5 protein-coding genes are annotated in these 4,409 nt (G+C 70.6%); 4 read left to right on the forward strand and 1 reads right to left on the reverse strand.

Annotated elements, in window-relative coordinates; genetic code table 11:
- On the reverse strand, positions 1-655 hold a 655-nt coding region (locus tag WA805_RS09585; RefSeq protein WP_425242163.1), incomplete at its 3' end, for a hypothetical protein.
- 105 nt (positions 656-760) lie between these two features.
- Here WA805_RS09585 and WA805_RS09590 point away from each other — a divergent pair.
- The 4 genes from WA805_RS09590 to WA805_RS09605 all read left to right on the forward strand — a co-directional run.
- The gene (locus tag WA805_RS09590) at positions 761-1,216 is read left to right on the forward strand and encodes a hypothetical protein (protein WP_425242164.1); all 456 of its coding nucleotides are present in this window, start codon (positions 761-763) and stop codon (positions 1,214-1,216) included.
- Complete coding sequence (locus WA805_RS09595; protein WP_425242165.1) at positions 1,213-1,569, forward strand: DUF488 domain-containing protein; 357 nt, start codon at positions 1,213-1,215, stop codon at positions 1,567-1,569. The genes WA805_RS09590 and WA805_RS09595 overlap by 4 nt, the downstream gene beginning before the upstream one ends.
- Positions 1,570-1,690: 121 nt before the next feature.
- On the forward strand, positions 1,691-3,055 hold the full coding sequence (locus WA805_RS09600; RefSeq protein WP_425242166.1) for an FAD-dependent oxidoreductase: 1,365 nt from the start codon (positions 1,691-1,693) through the stop codon (positions 3,053-3,055).
- Positions 3,056-3,169: 114 nt separating this feature from the next.
- A partial coding sequence (locus WA805_RS09605) for a dihydroxy-acid dehydratase (RefSeq protein WP_425242167.1) occupies positions 3,170-4,409 on the forward strand: 1,240 nt, incomplete at its 3' end.

Below are 4,409 nucleotides of genomic sequence, written 5' to 3' on the forward strand. Positions count from 1 at the left end.
CCAGGGATCCCTGCTCGAAATCGGCGTGGGAATGCGGGGAGAGCCTGGTCTCGTCGCGCGGCCCGTCCTGCGGATAGATGACGTTGACCATCAGGGTGGAACAGCGGAAGATCCGCCCGAACCTGCCTTCTTGCGGGGCGACGTCCAGGCTGTAGACGCGCACCCGAGGGCCGTCCGCCGCCGTCGGCCAGGCGGCGTGCGGGGCGACGTTGAGATGGTCCTCGAGGTACGAACCGGCGTTAACCGCCTGGGCGCACAGATCGGCGGCGTTCCGGCTGAAGACGCGGATGGCCTGCCCGCTTCCGGCCAGGGTGATCTCGCTGTCGCCCGGCGGGATCACGGTCAGGGTGCGGCCGGGGATCTCGGTCGTCTGGCCGGCGGACGTGAGGCGCGCGCTGAGGTCCTTGCCAGGCAGCAGCAGCATCCACTCGTCTGGCTGCGCCGTCCTGCGGAACGTAACCGACCCGTCGCAGTCGGAATAGCCCACGACGAAGTTCTGGCCCCGCGCGTACCAGTGCCGGCCGCTGTCGTCCTCCTGTGCGGGCGGGCATTGTCCGAAGACGATGTAGTCAGCGGGGTAGCTCACCGGGCTCGGCACGGCGCTTGCCGCCGCGGCCGGGCCCAGGGCGGTTCGTGGATCAGTGGCGTGGTACATGATCTCCTCCGGTTAGCACTACAGGACTGAAGCTAGCGTTGCCACAGGCATCGTCAAGAGATCGGGTGCACAGTTCCGGAACGTCCCCGGCGTATCGTGGCTCCCATGGCCGTTGAGCCCGTCGATGAGCTGCCTGCCGATGACGCGCGGCTCGTCAGCTGGGCGGGCCCCGCGTTCATCCTGTTCTCCATCGTGCTGATCCCGTGGACCATCTACCTGGGCTTCAACCTGCCGGACCGGCAGGAGTCCTCGCATTACAACATCGCCTGGGTCGGGTTCGACGTCATGCTCCTCGTGGTGCTGGCCGCCACGGGGTTCTTCGCGCTGCGGCGGTCCCCCTTCCTGGCGGTGGGCGCCACCGCGGCCGCGACCCTGCTGGTCGTCGACGCCTGGTTCGACGTGGTGACCTCCCCGCCGGGCAGCCAGTTCCTCCAGTCGCTCGCCTCCGCGGTCCTCATCGAGCTGCCGCTGGCGGCCGTCTGCGGCTGGCTGGCTTACCACACCGAGCACCTCGAAGAGGAGCGGATCGTCCTGCTGCAGACCCCAAGGGGCAATCGATGACGACGGTGCGGGCCCGCCGGGTGTACGAGGCGCCGGACGCGGCGGATGGCAGGCGGGTCCTCGTCGACCGGCTGTGGCCGCGCGGGCTGGCCAAGGCCGCCGCGCACATCGACGAGTGGCTTAAGGCGATCGCGCCGTCCGACGAGCTGCGGGTCTGGTACGGCCACGACCCGGCCAAGTTCGCGGACTTCCGCCACCGCTACGGCGACGAGCTGCGCGAGCCTGAACGCGCCGCGGCGCTCGCGTACCTGCGCGAGCTGGCCGCCGCGGGACCGGTCACGCTGCTGACCGCGACCAGGGACCTGGAGCACAGCCAGGCGGCAGACCTGGCCGAGCGGCTGCAGCAGAGTTAGGGCAGGGTTTCTGGGGCTCAGCACATGACGGTAACGACGGATTTGTCCGGCAGACTGCCGTGACATACGGCTATTGCCTGCCCTCTTGCCCTGGCACGGGAAGCTGGCTCAAGCTCGATACGTGAACAGCGCAACGATCACCGAGCCGGGAAGGCAGACACCGGTGTACGGGGAGTTCGATGTCGTCGTGGTCGGCGGCGGCCCGGCCGGCATCATGGCGGCGACGGCGGCGGCGCGGGCCGGGTGCTCGACGCTGCTGATCGAGCGGTACGGGTTCCTCGGCGGGGCCGGCACGGCCGGCGGGCTGTCCACGTTCTGCGGGCTGCACGCGCGGACCCACGGCGAGGACGTGCGGGTCATCAGGGGACTCGCCGACGAGCTGCTCGACCGGCTGGTCAAGCTGGACGGGCTGAACGCGCCGCACCTGACGATCGCCGACGGGATCGCGGCGCAGGCGTTCGACATCTCCGCCTACAAGATCGCCGCGGACGAGCTCGTCACCGGCGCCGGGGCGCGGATCTTGTTCCACGCGATGGCGGTCGGCGTCGTCATGACCGGCGAGCACGTGATCGACGCCGTGCTGATCGAGTCCAAGTCCGGCAGGCACGCGGTGCGCGGCCGGTTCTTCATCGACGCGTCGGGCGACGGCGACCTCGCCGCCTGGGCCGGCGTGCCGTGGGAGAAGGCGCCGCCGGTCAACGGGCTGATGTACCCGTCGCTGATGTTCCGCATCAACGGCGTCGACGTCGCCAAGGCAGGCCCGGCCCCGTGGCGCACCGTCGAGCGCCTGATGGACGAGGCGGAGCGGGCGGGCACCCACACGTTCCCGCGCAAGAAGCCGATCGTCCGCCCGCAGCGCAACCCGCTCGAATGGCGGGCCAACCTGACCCAGCTGCGGACCGAAGACGGCGGTGCCATCGACGGCACCAGCGTCGACGAGCTGACCCGCGGCGAGCTCATCGGCCGCCAGCAGGTGCTGGACGCGTTCGCGTTCATCAGGGACCGCACGCCGGGCTTCGAGGACTCCTACATCGTGGACATCGCCCCGCAGATCGGCATCCGCGAGACTCGCAGGATCGTCGGCGCCTACCAGCTCACCGAGGACGACGTGCTCGGCTGCGCCGACTTCGGCGACACCATCGGGGTCAACGGCTGGCCGGTCGAGGCGCACGTGGCGGGCACCGTGGAGTTCCGCTGGCAGACGAAGGCGCGCGGGTTCAACCAGCTCCCGTTCCGGATGATCCTGCCAGGCACCGTCGCCAACCTGTACGTCACCGGCCGGTGCGCGTCGATGACCCACGGCGCGCAGTCCGCCGCCCGCGTCACCGGCCCCTGCTTCGCCATGGGCGAGGCGGCCGGCACGGCCGCCGGCATGGCCGTGGACGCGGGGCTGGCCGGCGACAGGATCGACGTCACCGAGCTGCAGCGCCGCCTGGAAGACCAGGGCGCCTACCTGGGCCGCACCACCCCCGAGGCGATCCTCTGAGGGGTCCCAGGCAAATCCATGGCGCTTCCGTTGCCCTGGTCACGGAAACGCCATGGATTTATCTGTGGTGCCGCCCTATTGCCCACGTGCCTCCGGCGTATCAGGCTCTGGGGTGTGGCAGATCGCAAGCTCCGGTCTAACTTCACCCCGGGAACGACGCCGTGGGCGATGCGCCGCGCACAGTGGTCCGCGCTCGGGCTGACCGACGAGGACCTGGAGAAGCCCAAGATCGCGATCGTCAACTCCTCGTCGCAGCTGGCCTCCTGCTTCAGCCACCTGGACGAGATCGTCGCCCCGCTCAAGGCGGCCATCGAAGCGGCCGGCGGCGTCGCGTTCGAGGTGCGCACCGCCGCCCCGTCCGACGCGATCACCAGCGCCGGCGCGGCCGGGCAGTACATCCTGCCGAGCCGCGACCTCATCGCCAGCGACATCGAGGTCGCCGTCGAGGGCGCGCTGCTCGACGGCATGGTCTGCCTGGCGTCGTGCGACAAGACCACGCCCGGCCAGCTCATGGCCGCGGGCCGGCTGAACATCCCGACGATCATCGTGGCCTGCGGCTATCAGCCGTCCGGCGTCTACAAGGGCGAGTCCGTCGACTTCGAGGACATCTTCAGGTTCGCCGGGCACGTGAACGCCGGCCGGATGACGGTGGACGAGCTCGCGGAGATGTCCCGCTGCGCGGTCACGGGCCCAGGCGTCTGCGCCGGCATGGGCACGGCGAACTCCATGCACCTGGCCGCCGAGGCGCTCGGCATGGCGCTGCCAGGCACCACCCCGGTGCTCGCCCGCGGGCGGCGGATGTGGGACGCGGTGGCCCAGGCCGGCTCCCGGATCGTGGCGCTTGTCGACGAAGATCAACAGCCGCGATCTCTCCTAACGGGCGCGGCTTTCTCCAACGCCGTCACCGCGATTCTCGCGGTCAGCGGATCCGTGAACTGCCTCAAGCACCTGCAGGCCATCGCCGTCGAGGCCGGGTGCGACGCGGACGTCTACCGGCTGTTCGAGGACCTGGCGCCGAAGGTGCCGCTGCTCACCGACGTCAAGCCCAACGGCGACACCCAGATCACCGCGTTCGACGCGGCGGGCGGCACGCTCGGCCTGCTGAAGCAGCTCGGCCCGCTGCTCGACCTGTCCGCGATGACCGTCGCCGGGGTCACGCTCGGCGAGGCGATCGAGGCCGTCACCGTGGACGAGGACGTGATCAGGCCGCTGGACAAACCGCTGGCCACGCACCCCGCCATCGTGGTGATGCGGGGCTCGCTGGCGCCCGACGGGGCCGTGCTGAAGCGGACGGTCGCCGACGACGCGCCGCTCGCGTTCCGCGGGCCGGCCAAGGTCGTGCACTCCCGGGAGG

Origin of the sequence: Trebonia sp. (assembly GCF_049794275.1) — a bacterium.
Classification (GTDB): domain Bacteria; phylum Actinomycetota; class Actinomycetes; order Streptosporangiales; family Streptosporangiaceae; genus Trebonia.